At 43.4% G+C, this 18,740-nt stretch carries 17 protein-coding genes; 10 read left to right on the top strand and 7 right to left on the bottom strand.

Going from position 1 to position 18,740, the window contains the following annotated elements; all coding sequences use genetic code 11:
- The first annotated feature begins 23 nt into the window (after positions 1 to 23).
- From ACESLK_RS00910 to ACESLK_RS00900, 3 genes are all read left to right on the top strand, one after another.
- A complete protein-coding gene (locus tag ACESLK_RS00910; protein ID WP_372660787.1) occupies positions 24 to 983 on the top strand; it encodes an alpha/beta fold hydrolase in 960 nt (319 codons plus the stop codon).
- A 116-nt stretch (positions 984 to 1,099) separates the two neighbouring features.
- Positions 1,100 to 3,025 carry an LTA synthase family protein gene (locus ACESLK_RS00905; protein WP_372660783.1) on the top strand — a complete coding sequence of 642 codons (1,926 nt, stop codon included), beginning with the start codon at positions 1,100 to 1,102 and terminating at the stop codon, positions 3,023 to 3,025.
- 84 nt (positions 3,026 to 3,109) lie between these two features.
- On the top strand, positions 3,110 to 3,865 hold the full coding sequence (locus ACESLK_RS00900) for a class I SAM-dependent methyltransferase (protein ID WP_372660780.1): 756 nt from the start codon (positions 3,110 to 3,112) through the stop codon (positions 3,863 to 3,865).
- 32 nt (positions 3,866 to 3,897) lie between these two features.
- Here the strand turns inward: ACESLK_RS00900 and ACESLK_RS00895 are convergent, their stop codons facing one another.
- Positions 3,898 to 5,592, bottom strand: coding sequence for a GMC oxidoreductase (locus ACESLK_RS00895; protein ID WP_372660777.1), 1,695 nt, complete (start codon positions 5,590 to 5,592; stop codon positions 3,898 to 3,900).
- Positions 5,593 to 5,663: 71 nt separating this feature from the next.
- Here ACESLK_RS00895 and ACESLK_RS00890 point away from each other — a divergent pair, with 71 nt between their 5' ends.
- From ACESLK_RS00890 to ACESLK_RS00865, 6 genes are all read left to right on the top strand, one after another.
- Positions 5,664 to 6,071 carry a P-loop NTPase family protein gene (locus tag ACESLK_RS00890; protein ID WP_372660774.1) on the top strand — a complete coding sequence of 136 codons (408 nt, stop codon included), beginning with the start codon at positions 5,664 to 5,666 and terminating at the stop codon, positions 6,069 to 6,071.
- 182 nt (positions 6,072 to 6,253) lie between these two features.
- The gene (locus ACESLK_RS00885) at positions 6,254 to 6,865 is read left to right on the top strand and encodes a DUF4253 domain-containing protein (RefSeq protein WP_372660771.1); all 612 of its coding nucleotides are present in this window, start codon (positions 6,254 to 6,256) and stop codon (positions 6,863 to 6,865) included.
- 377 nt (positions 6,866 to 7,242) lie between these two features.
- A complete protein-coding gene (locus ACESLK_RS00880) occupies positions 7,243 to 7,704 on the top strand; it encodes a GNAT family N-acetyltransferase (protein WP_372660768.1) in 462 nt (153 codons plus the stop codon).
- Positions 7,705 to 7,926: 222 nt separating this feature from the next.
- A complete protein-coding gene (locus ACESLK_RS00875; RefSeq protein WP_372660765.1) occupies positions 7,927 to 8,358 on the top strand; it encodes a GNAT family N-acetyltransferase in 432 nt (143 codons plus the stop codon).
- 620 nt (positions 8,359 to 8,978) lie between these two features.
- Entirely contained in the window at positions 8,979 to 9,290 is a 312-nt protein-coding gene (locus ACESLK_RS00870; protein WP_372660762.1) for a hypothetical protein, read from the top strand.
- A gap of 607 nt (positions 9,291 to 9,897) precedes the next feature.
- Complete coding sequence (locus ACESLK_RS00865) at positions 9,898 to 9,972, top strand: DUF4259 domain-containing protein (RefSeq protein WP_372661375.1); 75 nt, start codon at positions 9,898 to 9,900, stop codon at positions 9,970 to 9,972.
- A gap of 809 nt (positions 9,973 to 10,781) precedes the next feature.
- On the opposite strand, the gene ACESLK_RS00860 is transcribed toward ACESLK_RS00865, so the two are convergent.
- From ACESLK_RS00860 to ACESLK_RS00850, 3 genes are all read right to left on the bottom strand, one after another.
- Positions 10,782 to 11,474, bottom strand: a complete 693-nt coding sequence (locus tag ACESLK_RS00860; RefSeq protein WP_372660760.1) for a hypothetical protein — start codon at positions 11,472 to 11,474, stop codon at positions 10,782 to 10,784.
- 218 nt (positions 11,475 to 11,692) lie between these two features.
- The gene (locus ACESLK_RS00855) at positions 11,693 to 12,415 is read right to left on the bottom strand and encodes a YheC/YheD family protein (protein WP_372660757.1); all 723 of its coding nucleotides are present in this window, start codon (positions 12,413 to 12,415) and stop codon (positions 11,693 to 11,695) included.
- A 3-nt stretch (positions 12,416 to 12,418) separates the two neighbouring features.
- Positions 12,419 to 12,679, bottom strand: a complete 261-nt coding sequence (locus ACESLK_RS00850) for a hypothetical protein (protein WP_372660754.1) — start codon at positions 12,677 to 12,679, stop codon at positions 12,419 to 12,421.
- A gap of 553 nt (positions 12,680 to 13,232) precedes the next feature.
- Between ACESLK_RS00850 and pepF the strand changes: the two genes are divergently transcribed.
- Complete coding sequence (gene pepF / locus ACESLK_RS00845; RefSeq protein WP_372660751.1) at positions 13,233 to 15,032, top strand: oligoendopeptidase F; 1,800 nt, start codon at positions 13,233 to 13,235, stop codon at positions 15,030 to 15,032.
- Here pepF and ACESLK_RS00840 read toward each other — a convergent pair.
- The 3 genes from ACESLK_RS00840 to ACESLK_RS00830 are packed head-to-tail and all read right to left on the bottom strand — an operon-like array spanning position 15,029 to position 18,568.
- Positions 15,029 to 16,825: an ABC transporter ATP-binding protein gene (locus ACESLK_RS00840; RefSeq protein WP_372660748.1), complete on the bottom strand. Its 1,797-nt coding sequence runs from the start codon at positions 16,823 to 16,825 to the stop codon at positions 15,029 to 15,031. The two genes, pepF and ACESLK_RS00840, sit on opposite strands and share 4 nt — an antisense overlap.
- Positions 16,822 to 18,099, bottom strand: a complete 1,278-nt coding sequence (locus ACESLK_RS00835; protein WP_372660745.1) for an ABC transporter ATP-binding protein — start codon at positions 18,097 to 18,099, stop codon at positions 16,822 to 16,824. Before ACESLK_RS00835 ends, ACESLK_RS00840 begins: the two co-directional genes overlap by 4 nt.
- The gene (locus ACESLK_RS00830) at positions 18,089 to 18,568 is read right to left on the bottom strand and encodes an ABC transporter transmembrane domain-containing protein (RefSeq protein ID WP_372660742.1); all 480 of its coding nucleotides are present in this window, start codon (positions 18,566 to 18,568) and stop codon (positions 18,089 to 18,091) included. The genes ACESLK_RS00835 and ACESLK_RS00830 overlap by 11 nt, the downstream gene beginning before the upstream one ends.
- Between the last annotated feature and the right edge of the window lie 172 nt (positions 18,569 to 18,740).

Below are 18,740 nucleotides of genomic sequence, written 5' to 3'. Positions count from 1 at the left end.
TTAATCTGAAAGGAACGGTTGAGATGCCACAAGTAGACATGCCTATTGAAGCATTGAGAGAGTATCAAGGAATCAATCCGCGTCCAGCTGATTTCGATGCTTATTGGGATCGGGCAATCGCGGAAATGCGAGCTGTGGATCCGCAAGTGGAGCTTGTGCCGAGCTCTTTCCAGACGCCCCAAGCGGAATGCTTCGACCTTTATTTCACAGGTGTTCGCGGAGCGCGTATTCATGCCAAATACGTTCGTCCGAGAAATGTTGCGGAGCCTCATCCGGCTGTGGTCTTGTTCCATGGCTACACAGGGAGCGCCGGAGACTGGAGCGATAAGTTAGCCTATGCCTCGCTTGGTTTCTCGGTACTCGCTATGGACTGCCGGGGTCAAGGCGGATCGTCGCAGGATGTGGGCGGAGTGATCGGAACCACGCATCATGGACATATTATCCGCGGTTTGGATGACCATCCTGACAACCTGTTATTTCGGCACATTTTCCTAGATACGGCGCAGCTAGCCGGTATCGCGCTGGAATTGCCGGAGGTTGATCCAGAGCGTGTCTATGCTGCTGGTGGCTCACAGGGTGGAGCTTTAACCATCTCTTGTGCGGCGCTAGAGCCTAGAGTGAAGAAGCTTGCGCCTGTCTTTCCATTCCTCTGCGACTACAAACGGACGTGGACAATGGATTTGGCGAAGGACGCGTATCAAGAACTGCGCACCTATTTCCGCCACTTCGATCCTTTGCATGAGCGCGAAGACGAAATTTTCGAGAAGCTCGGTTATATCGATCTGCAATATCTTGCGAACCGAATCCGCGGGGACGTTCTAATGTTCGTTGGCCTTATGGACACCGTTTGTCCGCCTTCCACGCAGTTCGCGGCGTACAATAAAATCACGGCACCCAAGCAGCTGGCGATTTATCCCGACTTCGGACATGAACACTTGCCCGGCTCGACGGACCGGACAATCCGATTTTTCTTGGAATCCTAATTTGCTTCCATTCCCATCCTTCTTTCCCAGTTGTCCCGATCGGACACACTTCGTTCACGACTCGTTACTGTAAATCTGCTATTATTAGGGAACTACAGAACGGGAGAGGATCGAATTTGTCTGATCGGATTCAAATGGGAAAGTCGCTTCTTAACGTCAACAAACAACAACCCTTCGGGCTTCTCGCTATGCCCTTTTTCTATACGTTTCTACTGTTGCTTATCAAATTAGCGGTACTTCGGCTGACTTTGTTTCAGCAAATCGAATGGAGTCGGCTCCCTGCAGACGGCCTGGCTTTGCTGGTTCTCCTTTGTTTGGTTGAACTGGTAACGCCGATGAAGTGGAAGAGAATATCCTTCTGGGCGATCAATCTGATCATTTCGCTGATGCTATTCTCGTCAACGTTGTATTTTACCCATTTCGGCTCCGTGCCGACTTATACTGCACTCCTTGCTTTGAACCAGGTGATGCAGATTAGGGCAAGCATTGAATCAACAGTTGAGCTAATTCATTACATTTACTTCGTCGATTTAATTTTACTGTTCCTGATATGGGGCTTTACGAACAATAGAAGAAGTCGAATTGCACGCAGCGATATCGTTTGGAAATCGAGTATCCTTCTAGCAGCAATCGTCTGCGTCCTGCTTTCCTCCAGGTATATTCGCCTCGGCGGTTCGATTTCTAATGAAATTGTGCAAGCGGAAAGTCTTGGTTTTCTGAACTACCAGGTAGCTGCAGCTGTTAGAATAAGCCGAGAACAGAGTGAGTTGAATAACGAGACATTAGAGGATAAGATCAATCAAATTGATCAACTAAAAGCAACATACCCTTATCAAACCTCGTCAAGCAGGGGTGTGACTCCAACCTATTTCGGAGCTGCAAAAGGTAAAAATCTGATTGTCGTGCAGCTGGAATCCCTTCAGAACTTTCCTGTCCACCTATTGATTGAGGGACAGGAAATTACCCCGGTTTTGAATAAGCTTGCGGGTGAAGGGCTCTATTTTCCTCATGTGTTCCAGCAAATTGGACAAGGCAATACATCGGATGCGGAGTTCATATCCAACACTTCGATATACCCTACGGGAACGATTGCCATGTCGATGGGCTATGGGGATCGCGAGCTGCCAAGCTTGCCGAGGCTCCTGCAGAAGGAAGGATATGTCGCAGATACTTTCCATGTGAACGAGGTTAAGTTTTGGGATCGGATTAAGCTGTATCCCGCGCTAAACTTTGACCATTACTACGACAAACCATTCTACGAGAATGATCATTTTAACGATTTCGGTCCTTCGGACGAGAAATTATACAAGGTCGGGATGGACAAAATATCCAATATTTTGAAGCAAAAAAAACCATTTTACACCCAGTTTGTGACTGTGTCGAGTCATTTCCCGTTCAAGGTGCCGGATGACCGTAAGCGGATTACCTTACCGGACGCGCTCTACAATACGCAGCTTGGAGACTACCTTACCTCCGTTAATTATACCGACTACGCGCTAGGTACTTTCATAGAACAGTTGAAAGAAGAAGGGCTATGGGAAGACACGATTATGGTTGTGTACGGAGACCATTTCGGACTTCAGCCGCAGGATAACGATCCGGCCTGGGTGCAGGCGCAGCTTGGTATCCCTTATGATTCGCGCGTATCGCGCTTTAACATTCCGCTAATCATCCATCTTCCGGGTGAGAAGGAAGGGAAAGTTATCGACCAAGTTGGTGGCCAGCTGGATATTCTACCGACTGTTGCCAATCTCTTAGGGATAAAGCTCCAAGAGGAGAAATTTGTTACACTCGGGCAAGATCTGCTTAATATCGATCGTAACGTACTCGGTATGCGCTATTATCTTCCGACCGGATCGTTCCTGAACAATGATGTTCTATTTGTGCCGGGCAAGGGGTTCGACGATGGAACGGCGATTTCGATTAAGACGTTAGAGCCAGTTAATGACATCAGTCCGTTCCGCGAGGATTACGACTATATTCTGAAGCTGATGCGGCTTTCCGATGATTATGTTCGAATGTTGCCGAAGCGAGGACTATAAAAAAAGAGGGGATCCCTGAAGTCTGATGACTTTTTGGGGATCCCTCTTTTCATTTATTCATTTTGTAGATTGGAGTGAAGCAGTATGGAGAACAAAGAAAGATTTTCAAACCGGGTCGAAAAGTATGTAAAATATCGGCCAAGCTACCCGAAGGAAGCGATCGATTACTTGTACACTGCCGTTGGCTTACGGCAGCATTCGGAGATTGCGGATATCGGTGCGGGAACGGGTATTTTCTCTCGGTTATTACTTGAGCGGGGAAGTCGTGTGACTGCGGTCGAACCCAATCAGGCTATGCGGGAAGCGGCGGAGAAGGCATTAGGGGGAAACCCGAACTTCAGTGCGGTTCCAGAGGCAGCAGAGGACACAAGATTGCCTGACCATTCCGTCGATTTCATCGTCTGTGCACAGGCGTTTCACTGGTTTGACCATACTGCAGCCCAAGTTGAATTCCGTCGTATCCTCAAGCCGGGAGGAAGGGTGATCCTGATTTGGAACACTCGAGTGACCCAGGGCACTCCCTTCTTGGAAGATTACGAGCAGTTACTGATCGCCTTAGGAACCGACTATGCGAAGGTTAATCACAGAAACATTTCACGTGAGAAATTAGTTGCTTTCTTTAGGGAAGATTACCTGCAGGAAGCACGATTTACGAACCGACAGGTGTTCGATTACGACGGTCTAAGCGGACGACTGCTGTCGTCTTCCTACAGTCCCATTGCCGGGCACCCGAAATACGAGCCTATGATGGCGGCGCTAAGAGACTTGTTCGATCGCCATGAACAGGGCGGGGTCGTGCACTTCGATTATGAGACAGAGGTGTACTGGGGTGAGGTTTAATGACTAGAGGATAGATATATAACAAATTCCAGCTATTGCCGAGAGATATGGTCCGCCGTTCGAATGGCAAGCGCAATTGTTGTCAAAGTCTGATTTTCGGCTCCGATGTAAGGTAAAGCGCTGTTATCGGCCACATAGAGACCGGAGACGCCTCGGATTTGCCCATATTGGTCAGCAACAGAGGTAGTTGGGTCATCTCCGATACGGCAAGTACCTGAGTCATGATGCAAATCACCGAGAGGACTAACACATATGGGAGGTCTGCCATTTTCCGAAGTTAGACGTATGCCTGCATTTGCGGCAATGTTCTTTATTCCTTCGCTCATCTGGCTAACGACTGCCCAATCGGTGTCGCTTAAGGAATAATGGACTTGAATTTCAGGGACGCCGTACTCGTCTCTTTTGTCCGGATTCAGAGTAAGATGATTCTCGTATCTGGGTTCGACCTTGCCATAACCATAGAAGTTGACTGTTGTTTCATCGGTGAATGGCCTTTCCACGGTAACTGGATACCAATAGAAAGCTTCTGGTCCAGTCATTAGCACGGAGTAAGGATTATCCGGAGTTTGAGGAATCATGATGTTCAAGGGCCCCCAAGGGACCGGGAAATCAGCTGTGCTTATATTTCCTAACGCTTGCACAAAGGTTTGATTCGTCAAATAGTGTCCCAGCGCCGGGTGTCGATATCCGGAGTAGAGCAGTAAACGCGGCGTTTCAAAAGTACTCGCACACAAAACAACCTTTTTGGCTTTCAGGTTATAAGAGGTTTTATCCGGAGAAATGACCTTGACACCGGTGACTGTCTGATTGTCATGGAGTATCTCCAATGCACGTGCGTTCACCGCCAGATCGAACGGCCTTAGATTCAGAGCTCTGGCGAGTAGGGAAATGGAGCTCGTAAACATATCCGTATGAATCTGCCCGAATGAATGTGGTAAAATATCGGCGGCAACCGGAAGAGGCGCCGCTTTGGAATAGCCGCTCATCCACAACCGCTCCAGTAATATTTCCGTGAACGAAGATCCCTCTGCAAAAGCTCTGGTGACACGCATGACTTCTTCTGCCACTCCATAATAGCTTTCCAACTCATCTATCGGTATTGGATATTTCGCCAAATCCCACTCGGGTAACCGGGGTGCAAAAGCATACCAGAATAACATTCTTCCTCCCAACGCAAATAGCTGCCGCGCTCCAGGAAATTCTGGAACAGCACCCGGCAACGGCTGGGATAAATAATTAAAATACGCGACTAGTCGCTCTTGATTCATTGTTGAAAGGTTTCGGGCATGGGTCGGGATCACTTGGCCTCCCCGTTCAATGATACCAATCCGTTTCCCTTCTCTTTTCCATTTTTCGCTTAACCTCCAAAGGACAGTACCTCCGCCAGCCCCGGTACCGACGATTAGAACATCATACTCCTGCTCAGCCATCTGTTCTAGCGGCGTGAGGGGGATCCAGTTATTAAGCGGTTCTATAGGTGCGGCTTGGCAAGTCGGAAGCGGGCCGTTCGGCTGTTGGCCATTCGACTGTTGGCCATTCGGTGAAGGAAACCAATTTATTCTCTTGCTCGATTCAGTTATAGATTGAAGGTACACCGATTTGCCGGTAATGTCCTGATCGGGATGTCCAATGTGCGGATTGAGCATGATGAGTTCCTCGATAGATATGCGGGTTTTACTCGCGATGATCCTGAGTGTTTCTTGTTGGTTAGGAATCCATATTTTCAATGCATTCACTCCCTGCCAAGTCTGTAAATACACTTTATCTTTCTGAGTATAACAATCCTATTTATACTGTAATGCCGAACCCGCGAATTTATGTATGGCCATACCAAGAGGATATTATTAACAAAAACAGAAGCGGAAAAACTACACTTGCTAGAAATTTGTCCAGTAAGCATAACATTCCTTATTATGAATTAGATAACGTGATGTGGAAGAGGCACAAAACTGGAGATATAAGAAGAACTGATGAAGAAAGAGATGAGTATTTAGACGAAATAATCTGTTCTGATCGTTGGATTATAGAAGGAAAAGCGAACTATACTCCGACAATTAAAATGTTTATTAAGATGTTTGAATGGAATGCTGGATTTGAAAAACAAAGTAAACCAATGATACTAAGCATGTTCCGTCAAGATAATATTAAGTTTCTTATCTTAAAAGATAACATTATGATTGATAAATACTATTCCTCGTTGAACTGATGGGGAACGATAGTGAAGGAGCTTGCAGCGATGCAGTTCCTCTTTTCTATTGAAGTAACGGAGGATAGTGGAATGTCTGAACTACTAATTTTATCTCAGTGACCAACTTCGTTTGCATTATTATGATGCTGGAAACAATATCTGATAATCGTATTGATAAACTATAAGTGAGGTTCAAATAGGTGGATTGGAAAAGGATTTTTGGATTGGGGAAAAAAAGAGAAAATAAAACACTTAGCGATGAGGTGGCTGAAGAAATGGGGTTTAGTCGTAACGTATTAGATATTATTAAGCAAATATCTAATGCCAATTTACAACGATTAACCGTAAGAAATGATGAAGGAGAAATAGAGATTGATGGGATTTCTTTCTTCACTTTTAATGAAGATGATGAGAAGTTGATCATTGAACTTCAATCTAAACTTAAACCTTTAGAGTGTATAGTCTTTTTTAACGATCAGGAGCATTGTAAGGTTGGAATAATAAAAGGGCAAGACCAATTTGAAATCCTTAAAATTCAACAGACTAATGGTGACAATTATGATATAGGAAACAAAGAGGTAATTGCGAAGTTAAAGAAATGGAATAGTCGATTCCCCTTTGATATTATTGGGGCAGATTTTGATTGGGTTGAGGCAAACTTCAAAGTCATGCCAGACGATAATGAAATAAGATCTTTTGCACAAGAAATTTATGATTTTTGCCCAGATATAGTTGATCAAGGAACAGGAAGTATTGAATCCCTAATTGAAGAAATAAAAAAATCAAAAAAACTTTATCTTTGGTGGGATTAATATAAAATTTTTTATTGCACTAACAGATAACATTAGCATTGAGGAGCTTGCTTTGCGGCAGCTCCTTTTTAGTTTGCTGAGGTAAGGGAGATTAGTTTAAGTTTAATTGTAATATGCTGATCCGTATCTCAAATAACTGCAAGTTTTTTGGTTGAACGTGAAGTGGAGACTACAAACTGCTTTGGTGAGATGATATCCTTGAGACAGATTATGGAGAGAGAGTGTGATTTTTGATGATTATTAAATATTGCGAAAGGTGGATGACTCACAAAAGAGGAGGCAATGCTTTTGTACAACCATTTAGAACTAATGAACATTCAAGCAGAGGTTCTATATGTTCATAATCATGATGGTCGTATCACAACGATTAATGGTATGTGAACCAGCCAGCACCACAACTTTTTTGGGGGCAAACCAATACTGGCCGCGTAATAAGATTCCGAAGCGATGTTCCAAATAACTTAGTTCGTGATATTATCCAAACAATGGATATAAATGATCCGTCTAAGCAGTTGGCCAATGTCATTAACGTATTGGAAAAGGATAAAGGAATAAGCGGCTTTTGGATTGGTCCTGCTTATGTATTTAATAAAATCGTAACGGAATACACTGACGCTACCTTGGTCACTGAAGACAATAAATTCTGCTTGGAACACGGATTTTCTTCTCTATTGTCGGAACTAAAGTTTCGAGAACCTTGTTATATGGTGACGGAAAACAACATTGCTGTATCTGTTTGTTTTAGTGCAAGGAATAGCGATAAAGCTTCAGAGGCTGGGATGACGACATTGGAGGACTATCGAGGAAAAGGGTATGCGGCTCGCGTATCATCTTCCTAGGCTCAAGCTATACTCCAATCTCAAAGAGTCCCTTTATATAGTACATCATGGGATAATTACTACTCACAGTCCTTGGCAAAACGCCTTCAACTTCACCTTTATGGTACGGATATTTATATATATTAAGATCAGCAAAAGTGCAACGTTACAAAAAAAGGAAGTTTAATATCCTTGAAGAATTTATAATTGAATTATCGGATTTTGAGAAGAGGTTGATAAAACATGTTATGCAGAGAAGCAACATTACAAGATGAAGATGAAGTATTTAGACTGGCAGCAAACCTAGCGACAAGTTTCATTCTTAATAAAGAGCGTTTCTCACAGATTTATCTAGATATCATAAATAACAGTAACGCTGATCTGATAGTCGCACAAATTGACTCGAAAATAATTGGCTATGTGCTGGTATTCCACCATTCAACATTTTACGCAAACGGTGTAATAAGTTGGGTAGAAGAATTATTTGTTCTAGAAGAGCACAGGAGAAAGAAAATTGGTCAGAAACTAATGGTATTAATTGAAGAGCAAGCTCAAGACCGTGGGTCTAAATTAATTGCCCTTGCGACAAGAAGGGCTAGCGAGTTTTACAAGTCTATAGGTTACACAGAATCAGCTTCATATTTTAAAAAGATACTGGCTAGCACCAATGGCTGACCCCTTAAGCTTCCATGAAAAATTAAACCAGTGGTCACTGTAAATAGTTAGAATTATAATTTTTTAGAAACTAAGTATACAACAACCCGCTATTGACGGACACTCTAGCTGAATAAAGGAATAACGGCAGCCGGACAAGCAACAGGCTGCCTTTTCCTTCGTTCTGCGTCAGCTGTTAAACAAACGGGTAGTATAAAGAAATTGCCTATTTTTATTAACTCCGTTGCTCTGGGGTGTTTTGTGGATACTATTCTCAAAAAAGAACCCGGTCATGTAGACCGGGGTTGGTGATGCTTTCATAATATTTAACTGGGCATGTCAGCTTTACTTCGAATTATTTTGCACTCTAGTTCTACCTTGATCGTTCGGGTCGTTAGATCGTGACGGGCTATTCTTTGGGTTGTTTTTATCGGGTTTGGTTTTAGTGCTCATTCTATAGTTCACCTCCTGTGTTATCCATAAAAAGTATTTCTCAAAACCGTTATCCTTATTAGAATAATGTGTGTATCCTGGAATACTAAGGGGAACGATAACTCAACGAGCCGATGAGTAATTGCCAACGAAGTTTGCTCCATGTTGTAATACCTTTAACAGGCATAATTGTTGGAGGTGCTATGTTTATGGAAAACTTTTCGTTCCTCGATCCATGGCAAGTTTCAAAATCAGAAAAATTCATAGTAGAGCTTAAGAAGGAACTATGCTCAGACCATGTCTTATACAAAAAAGAGCTGGAGATCTTGGCTCGAAGAAGGGATAGGGACGAGTATCTGTACTGGTTGAAAAATGAGAACAAATTCGCACAAGTACATTTGACATGGCGCGGTTCCGTTGAGTCAGACCCTTTCTGGCCTGTAACAACAGTATACGATTCCTTTAGTGATTGGGCGCTTAATGTGATGCAGCATGAAAATGTGGAATATGGTGAAGAGTGATTTTTCAACTCCCTCGGTATGATTTGATTATCTCACTCAAGCTCGTGTATTCGCAGGATTTCATCTTCCTTAGAATCGGATGAATAAAGAAAGAGAGGTCAGTAGGTAGTGATCAAACGTTAGAAGGCATGTGGGAACAGAAGGTGGAGGTAGCCTCACCCAATTAGTTCCATATGCTGCACGTATTCTCCACGGTGCCCTTAGCGATTTTCACTACCATGTCTCAACGGGTCAAAAGCCCTTTCAGGATCGTCAAAAGGCTGATTGACGATATGGAAGATATCAAGTCGATGCGGTTATCGGAAATGCTAATAATCGAGAAAAAATTAATGTTCAGGTTGGAATGTTTGAAAAGTGGAGAGAGCTTGTTTCAATCGAGTTGATGAAAAGCGGGATGATTCAAGAGGGATATACTAGAACAACCGATGAGGAACTAGAGAACATGAACTTCTAAGATATTTTGGAGCTTCGTGACTTTTACATAAAGTGGCGTAATGAAGATGGTTTATCCTATCCGTGAGATTGGCGTTGAGCTAACGAGTAACGATAGCCCCAAATGATACTTGTAGTTAGGTTTTTTTAATTGAACTAAGGAGTTGTAAAAGATATGGGTGCATGGGGTACTGGAATATTTGATGATGATACTACTTGCGATGTACGTGATACATTAACGAGTTATTAGGACCAGGGTTATCTTTTGAAAAAGCGAGTAAAGCTATCCTCAAAGAATATTACGAGGAGCTTGATGATGTAGATGATTTGGAAGTCATGTCATTAGTATATATCGGACTTGCTAGCGTTCAACTGGAACATAATACAGTTTTAGATGAAATAAATGATGACGTTACGCTCCGTCGGTACCCGATAGCTCAGGAGCTTGCTTTATGTCGGCTCCTATTTCTTTTTGTTGAAGGGGTGTTTAGCGAAATTGGTAATGACATTTAAAATGCTCCCAGATTGGTGAAACCGTAAACGAATTATTCGTTGCCCTGTATGTAATAACGAGCTTAACGTTTACGCTTATTCCTCTGTTGAGTCTTGATCTTATTGTGTGCATCATGTAAAGAGTATTATTATAAATTGGATTCAACCACTACCACTGTCAAAAATGAAGTGCCTGAAGGTCTCAAGAAACAATTTGAGATGGACCCAAATATTACACTGGGCTTCGAATAAGTGAAGCCTACGAACCGCATTGGATTAAATATATCCGTAAAACTTAGAATACGTTGATTTTGCTCATGAAAGAGGTTGATGAGCAAAATGTGATGTATTCGGTTGTTCCATTATTGGTTGCTCTAGCGACTGGCGGAATTGTAAGGGCATTAAGTGAACCTGATGCCACTTGGATCTGGATTTCATTGCTGTATATTTCTTATTTACTAGGTCGATCACCTATGCTTGTCATTCGATTTTATAGTAGATGCCACTTTGACGTAAACGTTTACACGTCTCTACTCTTTTTGATTTCCTCTCAATTGTCAAATCTGACTATTTCCCAAAATGTTTCGCAATTCCCAGAGTATAATTTACATAACAAATAAGCAAACAAACGATAAATAATGCTTCATCCAGGATAAATGCAGAGCATGAGTCTAAACATGCAAGAAATATAATATATGCTGCAAGTATTTCAAGCCAACACGGAACGGGAAGCACCTTGATTTTATTGGAGAATATTATAAAGTCCTTTTTGAGTGTCTTTGATAAAATTTCCAGGGGTCGAGCTATTTTTCTATTTACTCTCATTCTCGGTCTGGTTCCATTAACAAATTTTAAACATCCTGTGGAGTATTTACCCTCAAGACCTTTTGATACTAATGCCCAAGGTTTGATTAGTTTACCATTAATCTTTCCAGTAACAACACCCTGTCTTCCGGGATTAGCTGAAGAAACATGAAGAAATACATTTCTTGCCCCAGAAGTTAGTGTTGATCCAAATTTAGCAAGTATTGTACTCGTTCCGGTTTCTGGAGAAACATTCACTTGGCTTGAAATGAATAGTTGATTATTGAATCGAATTTCAGAAAGAGTCAAAATATTCCCGCCAGGAATCTTTTGCTTAATACATGTTCTGACGCTAATACGGCCTTGTTTGGTTTGTATTGTTTTATTAATAATCGCTCTAACTTTGTTAGGTGTAAATATTAGATCAAAAGGTCCGGATTTAAAAAGTTGTCGCATTGGATACCTCTCCTTTCATGCTCTATCTTATACTTTATGAATTTATTTGGAACCAACAGGTATCTCGTATTAGAAAAAATATTAGAAAATTTATTTTCATGTTTAATCCTTCGTGTCCTTATTTCGATAGCCACTACAAGAACATAATTGAGAAGAAGGGAAATCCGCCCTGACAAAAGCATTATAACTGTGAACAGACTGCCGATTGGCAGCCTGTTCTATCTTTTTTTGAACAACATAATCTTCCGATACATTGATTTATCACTTAACCTAAGAAAAGGTGAAACCGATGGATAAAAATTCGCTTCAATTACCCCAATATTACCTTTTTTATCTATCCCAATATCAACACCTAAAGTTCGAATCTTGTAAAAATTATCTAGTTTTTTCGCTACAAGTTTAGCAATGCTATTTATCTTTGATACTTTAGGTGTTTTTTTAAGTGAAGAACGTTTCATTGCAGTTTCCACTAATACAATACCTCTAGCAGCATTGGTGACAAAGTATCCTTTTTGAGCGATTTTCGCAAATTTACCCGTAACTTCCCATGGAGCTTTGTAATTTTGTCGCTGTACCATCACTCTTATATCGAAAGGGGTTTTATCAACGGTCGCCAAAGGAATTCGCTGCTGGATTATATATGCTCGAGACCCAATCTTTCGGGTGATATATCTATAAATTTGATCCCTTCCATGAAAGGTCTTTCTTATCTTCTCTGAATAAATTTCAAATCGGTCATTTTTTATTTTTGATACTTGCATTACACCGTAACCAGATTTACCAACGCGGGGTTTTAGAATGACTTTAATATATCGATTTATCATCGACCAAAAGGAGGTTTTTTCCAGTACTTTTGTATCCGGCAAATAAGGAACCAAGTTTGCCGATCCCTTCATAATTCCGTATGATCTCCATTTGTCTCTTATTGGTTTCCTAATCATAGTTTATTTAACAGTTACCTTAATCGAAATGGTTCTTACTCTTCCCGTGGTAGAATTACGGATTGTAATGCCTACTGTACCAGATCCTACTTTTAATCCGCGGATTTCTACATCGCTTCTTCCTACTCTCGTAACTTCGACTGCCCCTCTACTAGCATCATCATCTGGTGAAAATGCTACTCCGATTATGCTTTCACCCGATGCTAAGTCGACCATAGCAACAGAAGTTTCACCTACTTTTATTGTCAACCTTCTTACGCCCATTTCAAATCACCTCGTTTTTTGGTTTATAAAGTCATTAATCATCATATCGTTTTATGTATCAGGCGACACGGTATTTACCTATCAGTTTTATAAACCTTGAGATAGCCGACAAAGAGATTATCTTAACTCCGAAGAGGGGATAGAGCTTCCTCCTTTGGTACCACATCAAATTTTTAACAAGTCAAATGATGAAATTGAATTTTTCGGTCGGTAATGCAGAATTTCAAGTCGTTTCTTCTTGCGAACGTTGTTCAATGAAGCTTGAAATCAATGAACCTTATCCTCTTGATACTGACTGACTAATTACGAAGGTTAGACTCCATTACTTCGATAAATCGGGAAGCACGCGAGTGGTGAGATTGTTAAATTGAACGGAATTGAAGCGAGGTTTACTTATGGAGCACTTGGAGGATGTTTGCGGTGGGTGCAAGATGGTACTTACATTGAGATGGATAGCTTTCGATTGTCTAGGAAGCAGATGGTTATATTAGCGAAATCGATGATTTGAATAGGTGCTTGAACTAACAGACTCAATATCGGGAGATGAGGAATCATGAAACTAAGAGTACTTAGAAATGAAGTGTCGATCGAGCTCACATGGGATCTTTCCGAACTATTCGCTAGCATCGAGGCTTGGGAGGCGGAGCTGAAAGCTCTTCAAGAGCTTGCCATCCATATACAGCAATATAAGGGGAATTTACAGGATGGAGTGAGCCATTTGGCGGACTGCCTGGAGACACAAGAAGTATTGCTAGAGCGAACTATGCGAATGGCTACATACGCAAGGCTGCGTTTCACCGAAGACACAAGTAACCCACAAAACCAAGCGAACTCTACTCGCTCAGGGGACGCTACTGCTGGAATAGGGGCTGCGCTTTCGTTTATACGTTCAGAAATTCTAGCTTTGCCTGAAGGGATGATTGAGAGATACATAAAAGAGGAGCCTCGTCTTGAGCCATTCCGCAAAAGCCTGGACGATCTGCTCGAGACGAAGCCACACCAACTGAGTGCTGAGACGGAGGCCGTCTTGGCGTCCCTTAGTGAAGTACTGGGAGCACCGTACAATATTTATCAACGCAGCAAGTTGTCGGACATGTCCTTCTCCTCCGTTAAAGACGAACAAGGCGTGACTCATCCCGTCTCGTTCGCTCTTTTCGAGACGGACTTTGAATTCTCTGCGAATACCACGCTGCGCCGGGCTTCCTATGAATCGTTCACCTGGACGCTCGAGCAATATCAGAATACATTCGCAGCCATTTACTCAACCGAAGTGAAAAAACAAACCGTGACAGCTCAATTGCGTGGATATGCGTCTGTAACGGATATGCTTTTACAGCCTCAGCAGGTGACGAAGGAGATGTACCATACGATTCTCGATGTCATCCGCATGGAGCTTGCTCCTCACATGCAGCGCTTGATGAAGCTGAAAAAAAGGGTGCTCGGCTTGGATCGGTTACTGTTTTGCGACCTGAAGGCTCCTTTTGAACCGGAATTCAATCCTTCTGTTACCACCCAAGAAGCCGGTTCGACAATCTTGGAAGCTCTGAGTGTCATGGGACCAGAATATATGGAACTGATGGAAAAAGCCTTGTCTCAAAGATGGATTGACTACGCAGATAATGTCGGTAAATCGACCGGTGCATTCTGTGCTTCACCTTACGGGGCTCATCCGTACATTTTGATCACATGGACCGGAAATATGAGGAGCGCCTTCACCTTGGCGCACGAGCTTGGACACGCTGGTCACCTGATGCTCGCGGCACGAAATCAACGGTATACGAATTTCCGGCCGTCAACCTACTTCATCGAAGCACCATCCACGATGAACGAACTGCTGTTAGCGGAGCACCTCTTGAAGCAGTCCAGCGATCCAAGGATGAAGCGATGGGTTATTCTGCAACTGTTAAGTACTTATTATCATAATTTCGTGACACATTTGCTCGAAGGCGACATGCAACGAAGAGTATATGCGGCTGGAGAAGCGGGCGAGGCTCTGACAGCGAAGAAGCTGTCTTCTTTAAAAGGGAATGTGCTCTCCGAGTTCTGGGGTGATGCGGTAGAACTCGATCCGGGTGCTAATTTGACTTGGATGCGTCAGCCGCATTACTACATGGGGCTTTATCCATATACTTACGCAGCAGGCTTGACGGCTTCGACGGCAGTTGTACAATTAATGAAGGATGAAGGGCAGTCTGTTATCGATCGTTGGCTAGAAGTTCTTAAGGCTGGGGGTACATTACGGCCGCTCGACCTGATGGAGCATGCTGGGGTCAACATGACGGATGCAAAGCCGATCCGCAGCGCTGTTGCGTACGTCGGGTCATTGGTAGACGAATTGGAGCGTTTGTTCTAAAGAGGACGAATGGAATATCTATATGCTTCTTGCGAAACCTTGGACTCTTCTCCTTGCCACAGAAGCTGCATCTCTAAGCTAGTAGCCAGAAGTTCCGATAGGGTTCCTTCTGAATCAACTCGTCCGTCCTTCAAAACAATGATATGGTCAGCACGTAATAGGGCGGCCTTACGATGAGAGACAGCAATGCAGGTGACGTCGCGTTCCTTAAATAACCGTTCCCATAGTAGGTGTTCCGTTTCTACATCCAGTGCGCTGGACAAGTCATCAAAGATAACCAGGTCAGACTCGGTCATCATCATTCTTGCAGTTGCAGCGCGTTGAATTTGTCCGCCCGACAGCATTACACCTCGTGGACCAACTAATGTATCGAGCCCATGCTCGAGATCATGAATGTCTTTTTCCATCACTGCCAATCGTATGACGCGGTCAAGCGAATCCGGAGTAGCGTGGTGGCCTTGAGTAATATTTTCTCGGAGCGGATCACTAAATAGACGTGGTACTTGCGGTGTATAAGCTGATCTCGGCGGCAACAGGAATGTAGAAGGATTATCTACCTCATTCCCGTTCCAAGTAATTGTTCCATTTGTTTTGGGCAACAGCCCCAAAAGTGTACGTACCAGGGTAGATTTCCCAGACCCGATTCTCCCTGTGATGACCAGGAACTTCCCACGTTCCAACCGGAAACTGACGCTTTCTACACCATTCTCCGAATTCGGATAAGAATAGGTAAGGTCATTAACTTCCAAGCATTGCAGTTGTTCTATTTTGATCTTATGAGAATCCTCAACAGCTGGCGGGGATCCATCAAGGTGGATTTCACTGAATTCCACCAACCTCTCTTCTTCCGTGGGCCGAAACAAAATGCTCATCCGGTCGAGCGATACTTTCAGTCGCTTGTGTTGGAAGACCATATAACCGAACAGCGAGACACTAAAAGAGAATGTAGTTAAGTACGTCGTAAAGAGTGCAAAGTCGCCTACAGTAAATCGGCCTGCCTGCATCTCAGCGGCACACATCAGTAAAATGGCACCCGTACAGATGCTTAACACATGATGATTCAACGACTGCATCCACTGTTTGAACAGGTTATCTTTAAGGGCTGCATGTCTGCGATTTTCGTTGAGCTTTAGGAACCGACTTAAGACATTGTCCTCTGCTTTTCCGAGCTTTACGGCTTGAACGGCACCAAAGGTTTCCGCGATAAATCCAGTGATGCGTCCGGTGGCTTCGCGATTAAGTTGGCCATAGCGTCTTGCCCTATTTCCGGATAGATTGTTTAACGTGCTGACTACCACCAGTGGTAAAATAGCAACTAAAGTGATTTGCCAATTTATTCTTGCCATAATCACGATGGAAATGACGGCATACGCTAACCGTCCCCAGAAGTCTACCCATGATTCGATGTACTCATCGACTTCATGTACGTCATCCCGGAAGCGACTAATGGCTTCGCCTGGAGATGCAGGAAGGTTATGTCCCGGCCAACGCATAATGCCAGCAAGCAAGTTGGTACGTAATAACGCCTGTATGGTGTAGCTGAACGTCACCCATTTGTAAAAGGCGATGAAAAATAAACTTACTCGGGTAAACCTCACAAGGGCTACTGCCACCAGAGGTACCGCCAACCATTGGTAGTTGTGAGATTGGCTGGTTGCTCGATCGAAGAACCACTGCATACTGAGCCCAACGAGGACAGGCATAGAGTGAAAGAGGGTCCATAAAAATCCATTTAGTATATAAAGTGATAATCGGAATTGTAGTAGACGCTGCATAAAATGGCTTACCGTCATGCCAGTTCCTCCAATCTACTCTTTCGCAGGAGCTCCGCATAGTGTGAGGAGTGATCCTGTGCCAGAGTCTCTCGATCACCAAACTCTAGGATACTTCCAGATCCAAGAACCATTATTTTGTCTACTTTCTCAAGCGTGGACAATCGGTGAGCAATGACAACCTCCGTACAACGTTCCAGTAGTTGGTCGACGGCTGCTTGTAAAGTGGCTTCGGTAGCCGCATCGAGTTTTGAAGAGGGTTCATCCAAGATGACGAGACTAGGTTGTGTTAAAAAAACTCGAGTGAGCGCAAATAACTGTGCCTCGCCCGCAGACAAGGAGGCTCCCCCAGCAGACAAATGAGTATCTAGCCCCTGAGGAAGGGCATCGATCCATTGTCGCATTCCTAGTTTCTCGGTAATATCAAAAATCTTCTGATCTGACACACCAACGTTAAATAGCGTTAGGTTGTCTCGGAGCGTTCCGTCAAACAGCTGAACGTCCTGAGTGACCATACCAACTCGGCGATAAAGCGCTTCTAACTTCAAGCTTCGAATATCTAGACCACCTACCCGAATGACACCGCTGTCGATGTTATATAACCTCAGTAATAATCGGCTGATGCTGGACTTCCCGCTACCTGTACGCCCCACAATGCCAAGACGTTCTCCAGGTTTCAATGTAAAGTTGATGTCGCGAAGGACGGGCTTATCTTGGTTATAACTGAAGTTCACATGTTCAAATTGCACTCCGAGAGCACCTTTCGGAAGTATTTCATCCGCCCCATCCTGAATCTCGCTACGCAAGGATAGAAGTTCATGGGAGCGCTGCATACCGGACTTGGCTCTCTGAAACTCTTGGATTTGGTTGCCAAGCTGTTCGATCGGGTCGTTCAACATTTGCGTATATTGAAAGAAGAGAAAGAGTGTGCCTAAGGTGATCTGATCGATCAGATACAGGTGAACACTCATCAGTAAGACCACCGTTACGGCAATTGTGAATAAAATCACAGTAGCATTCCACGGGATCACTCGAAGCATCCATGCTCTTCTTCCGCTAAGGAATACGGTGCGCATAGCACGGTGAAATCGATTCATGACATACGGTACACTACCGTTGGCCTGTACATCTTCTATACCAGCAATTCGTTCTTCAATGAGACCGAACAACGAAGCGCTTGCTTGACGCTCTTCCTTTGAAGCGGTCACTCCTAGGTCACGAATGGAAATCATTAAGAAGATAGAGATCATGGTAAAAAGCGTCATTACGAGAGCTATCTGCCAATTATAAAACAAACATAACACTAAGAATTCCAGCAAGGAGAATAAAGCTGCCTACAATTTGCGCAATAAACATGGCGAAGAAGTTTGACATATTATTGACGTCACCATCAATGCGTTCTACCATTTCACCTGAAGTTTTCTGATTGTGAAATCGCATATCCAACCGCAGGCAATGCTTGAGTAAATCAGCCCGGAGCTGATTGGTAGCTTTCCAGGACACATCATTTCCAAGATAACTTATTACGACCGATATAAGCTGATTGCAAACCGCAATGACAAGGTACAGGCCGGCCAAACCGGTTAAACTCTTCAGTGCTCCTTTAGCGGATGCGGTGTCAATAAATTGCTGGATGATTTGTGGATGGATGAGTTGGATGGCTGTCGATGTCAAAAGAAGTACTAGGAGGAATAACATGCGCCCCTTGACGGGACGAAGATACCTAAGCAACCATGATATCGATATTGAGTTTTTTTGTGACATATAATAACTCCTTTAGAATAAGAAGCCGATAACCTCGGGTACCAAGAGACCTGGAGAAGAAAATAAAAACTCCAGGCCCTCCGCCTGGAGTAATGTGTGCAAATAAATATCGTATGCACTTACACAAAGGTCAGCCTATGGAATACAAGCCTATGAAATTGCGTGGAATAAT

This window comes from Cohnella sp., assembly GCF_041640265.1.
In the GTDB taxonomy this organism is placed as follows: domain Bacteria; phylum Bacillota; class Bacilli; order Paenibacillales; family Paenibacillaceae; genus Cohnella.
This window is presented reverse-complemented; position numbering and strand designations above follow the sequence as displayed.